The 3,371-nt window shown below is 68.1% G+C and carries 4 protein-coding genes and 1 pseudogene; 2 read left to right on the forward strand and 3 right to left on the reverse strand.

Features of this window, described 5'->3' with window-relative positions:
* On the forward strand, positions 1–231 hold a 231-nt coding region (locus WBA11_RS01545; RefSeq protein WP_424518972.1), incomplete at its 5' end, for a methylmalonyl-CoA mutase family protein.
* Between the two features lie 222 nt (positions 232–453).
* On the opposite strand, the gene WBA11_RS01550 is transcribed toward WBA11_RS01545, so the two are convergent.
* The 3 genes from WBA11_RS01550 to WBA11_RS01560 all read right to left on the reverse strand — a co-directional run bounded on the left by WBA11_RS01550 (position 454) and on the right by WBA11_RS01560 (position 2,828).
* Positions 454–882, reverse strand: coding sequence for a hypothetical protein (locus WBA11_RS01550; RefSeq protein ID WP_424518973.1), 429 nt, complete (start codon positions 880–882; stop codon positions 454–456).
* 67 nt (positions 883–949) lie between these two features.
* Positions 950–1,738 (reverse strand): MBL fold metallo-hydrolase, encoded by a 789-nt coding sequence (locus WBA11_RS01555; RefSeq protein ID WP_424518974.1) that lies wholly within the window; start codon positions 1,736–1,738, stop codon positions 950–952.
* A 124-nt stretch (positions 1,739–1,862) separates the two neighbouring features.
* Positions 1,863–2,828 carry a PhoH family protein gene (locus tag WBA11_RS01560; RefSeq protein WP_424518975.1) on the reverse strand — a complete coding sequence of 322 codons (966 nt, stop codon included), beginning with the start codon at positions 2,826–2,828 and terminating at the stop codon, positions 1,863–1,865.
* Between the two features lie 156 nt (positions 2,829–2,984).
* On the opposite strand from WBA11_RS01560, the pseudogene WBA11_RS01565 reads away from it, so the two are divergent.
* Positions 2,985–3,371 (forward strand): annotated as a pseudogene (locus WBA11_RS01565) (hypothetical protein); the annotation flags it as partial.

Genomic DNA, 3,371 nt, shown 5'->3' on the forward strand with positions numbered 1-3,371 from the left:
GACCTGCTCCGAGTCTCGGACGAGGTCGGCGAGCAGCAGGTCGAGCGGGTCCGGGCCCTGCGCGAGTCGCGCGACGCCGGGCGTTGGTCTTCGTCGATGGACGGCCTCGAGGGCGCGGCCCGGTCGACGGAGAACCTGCTCCCGCGCGTCTTGGAGGCCGTCGAGGCGGAGGCGACGGTCGGCGAGATCGCGGGGCGGCTGCGCGAGGTCTGGGGCGAGTTCGAGGGCTAGAGCCCGACCTCGAGGTCTGGGGCGCGATGGCCATGATGCTCGCTGAGTTCGTGGCGGTGGCGCGAGACGTCAACGGCTCGAGGCCAGAAACGGACGACGCCCTCGAGGACGCCGACGCCACGGCTTAGTCGTCGACGCTTACCCCTGGAGAGGGTTGGGTGGTGTTCGGCCCCGAGGTCAGTTCGCCCTCGAGGACGCGTCACACAATCCCGCGAGTCTCTCCTAATTCCTCGGCAAGCTCGCCGCTGCCCGTACCGACACGTCCGGCAACGCCTCCGTCGCGAACTCCTGGTCCTCGCTGAATGCGATCTCCAACCCGTCGCGAATCACCAAGATCGAGACGTCCGCCTTGGCCCCGACCGGCAGTGTGCCCTCGGCCTCGATGAAGTACACGTTATCCACGACGGCGACATCGCTGGGCAGGATCTCGAACTCGATCTCGGTCAGGTCGGCCAGATTCTGGTTCTGCTCGATGACCGTTCCCGAGGCGTCCCTATAGCGGATCGACATGAACTCCGGGTTGCCCGTGATCTCGAGACCGTAGGTCACGACGAGCGGCGGCTCGGGCGGTGGGGGCTCCTCCGTGACGCTGTCCGTGGAGTCGCAGCCGAGGACGAGGAGGAAGAGCAGGAACGGGAAGAGTCGGAGCACGGTCGTCGTGGCGGTTGGCGAAATCTACAGAGTCGGCCTCGAGGTCGCCCGGTCCCTTCGGTGTGGGTCAGAGCGCGACGGGTTCGACGGCCCGGACGCCGCGCGCGCCCTCGACGACGAACGCGGCCGGGGACGACGTCGAGTGGTAGAACAGGAGGAGGTGCCCGTTCTCCTCGGCCTCGAGGACGAGCCGGTCGCGCCACGCCTGCGACGCCTGGCCGTCGACGTCGTACTTGGCCTGGAAGCGCCGCGTGACCTGGCCGGGCGTTCCCAAGATGTCGGCGCCGAAGACGGCCTCCAAGCCGCCGGAGCGGAGCCGGACGATCTGGTGCGCGCCCGTGTGCCCGCCGGTCACCTCGAGGGCGATACGCTCGTCCCCATGATCGCCGTCGAGAAGGACGAGCTGGCCGGCGACCTCCAAGGTGCGCGCCACCAAATCGCGCGCGCGAGCGGATTCTCCGTGGTAGCCATCGGCCGTTAGCTCGGCCCGTTGCGCGACGTAGTCGGCGTTGGGAAACGTCGGCTGCCAGTCGTTGCCGACCGGCGAGATCGCGCCGCCGGCGTGGTCGAAGTGGAAGTGAGATAGGACCACACGGTCGACCGCTTCCGGCGACACGCCGTGCCCAGCCAGCCCATCCAAGATGAACTCCGTGCCTCGGCCCTCGGCCCACGACCCGAGTCCGGTGTCGATCAGCATCGTCGACTCAGGCGTCCGCACCAAGAACGGCGTGACCGAGATGAACAGCGTCCCCGGTCGGGGCTCGTCGCCCTCGGCGTGCGGCACGAACCTTTTGTCCAGGCCGACGGTGAATCGGCCCTCGGGGAGCGGTTCGATCTCGAGGTCGCCGTAGGTCATAGAGAGGGGAGAGGTAGAGCCGGCGAGGAGTCTCGCCCTCGAGGACGAGCCGCAGTTTGCACCCCGATCCCGCTCCGCACAGAGGAGAGCCGTAGGATCCGGTGCGTCCTCGAGGTCGCGCCTTCTAGTCTCCCGCCTTCTCGTAGGCCTCGATGATGTCCTTGACCAGTTTGTGGCGGACCACGTCGCCCTTGTCTAGGTCGACGAACGCGATGCCGTCGACGCCCTCCAGAATCTGGCGGGCTCGGACCAAGCCGGAGGTCGCCCTCGAGGGCAGGTCCGTCTGGCTCGCGTCGCCGGTCACGATGGCGCGGCTGCCGGCGCCCAAGCGCGTCAAGAACATCTTCATCTGGCCCGCCGTCGCGTTCTGAGCCTCGTCCAAGATGACGAACGCGGTGTTCAGCGTCCGGCCTCGCATGTACGCCAGCGGCACGATCTCGACGATGTTGCGCTCGAGGTAGCTCGCCAGCTTGTCCCGCTCGATCATGTCCTCCAAGGCGTCGTAGAGCGGACGGAGGTAGGGGTCCACCTTGTCCTTGAACCCGCCGGGTAAGAACCCCAAGCTCTCGCCGGCCTCGACGGCCGGGCGCGTCAAGACGATCTTCTTGACCTGGCGCGACTTCAGCGCGCTCACGGCCAGCGCGACCGCCGTGTACGTCTTGCCCGTGCCCGCCGGGCCGACCGCGAACGCGATGTCGGACTGGCGAGCGGCCTCGACCAACCGGCTCTGGCCTGGCGTCTTGGCTTGGATCGTCCCGCCTTGTGGCGTGAACAGGATGGCGTCTTGGCCGCTGCTCCGCTTCCGGCTCTTGCCGACGCGCGCCAGGTCCAAGACCGTGTCGACGTCGTTCTCGGTGAGGTTTCCGTTCCGGTTGAGGATCAGGATCAGCTCGCTAATCACCCGCTCGATCCGCTCGACCTGGTCCGGCGGCCCATGCAGCTTGAGGCGGTCGCCTCGGGCGACGACGCGCGTATCGCTGTACGCGGCCTCGATCTTACGAAGGTAGACGTCGTTGAACCCGAACAAGAGCAGCGGCTCGGCGCCGCTGATGGTCAGGGTGCGGTCGATGGAGGCGGGGATCTCAGCCAAACGGTCGGAGGGGAAGAGGGGCTAAAAGCTAGACGAGCGACGTGACGACGGTGTGTCAAGGCTCGGCAACGCTCTCGCGAAGACGCCGGGTCCGACCTCGAGGTCGGCGTCTCTACGACGGGGGATCGCCTGATTCCGTCGCCGCGTACCGCGGCCATGCTCGAACGCCAAGCCCTCGTCGTCCCGTTCACCAAGATGAGCGGGGCGGGCAACGACTTTGTCGTCCTCGACAACCGCTTTTTGCGGTTCTCCGTCGACGAACTCGACGCCCTCGCTACGCGGTTCTGCCCCCGACGCACCGGCGTCGGCGCCGACGGCCTGCTCGCCCTCGACGAACCGCAAGGTCGGCGCAGTCACCCGGACGGCGACCCCGGCGCGCACTTCCGCATGCGCTACCGCAACGCCGACGGCTCGCTCGGGACGATGTGCGGCAACGGCGCGCGGTGCCTGGCTCGCTTCGCCGCCCGCGCTGGCCTGGGCGACGGGGGCGACACGGTCTCACTCGCCTTCCAAACCGACGGCGGCGACTACCGCGCTCGTGTC

It is taken from the genome of Rubrivirga sp., assembly GCF_049648075.1.
GTDB lineage: Bacteria > Bacteroidota > Rhodothermia > Rhodothermales > Rubricoccaceae > Rubrivirga.

Bases quoted from the DNA above. Each gene is read 5' to 3' on its own strand.
- WBA11_RS01555 (WP_424518974.1), bottom strand. From the start codon at position 1,738: ATGACCTACGGCGACCTCGAGATCGAACCGCTCCCCGAGGGCCGATTC.